At 62.4% G+C, this 340-nt stretch carries 1 protein-coding gene; it reads left to right on the top strand.

The window, feature by feature from the left end:
• The coding region (locus tag HX884_RS26850; RefSeq protein ID WP_178329066.1) for an ATP-binding cassette domain-containing protein at nt 1-340 on the top strand (340 nt) is incomplete at both ends.

Here is a 340-nt window from a genome sequence, read left to right as displayed (position 1 = left end):
GATGGGGATCGCGGAATTTCTCGACAGGCTGCCCGGCGAGCTTTCCGGCGGCCAGCGTCAGCGCGTGGCGCTTGCCCGTTGTCTGGTCCGTGAACAGCCGATACTGCTGCTGGATGAACCGTTCTCAGCGCTCGACCCGGCGCTGCGCCAGGAGATGCTGACGCTTGTGCAGGACGTCTGTCAGCGCCGGCAGCTGACGATGCTGATGGTTTCGCACAGCATCGAAGATGCCGCACGGATTGCCCCCAGATCGGTGGTCATTGCCGAAGGACGAATTGTGTGGGATGGGATGACAGAAGAACTTCTGAAGGGTAACGCTACCGCGTCGTCGCTGCTGGGC

This window comes from Enterobacter sp. SECR19-1250, assembly GCF_013391025.1.
GTDB classification, from domain to species: Bacteria; Pseudomonadota; Gammaproteobacteria; order Enterobacterales; family Enterobacteriaceae; genus Enterobacter; species Enterobacter cloacae.
This window is presented reverse-complemented; position numbering and strand designations above follow the sequence as displayed.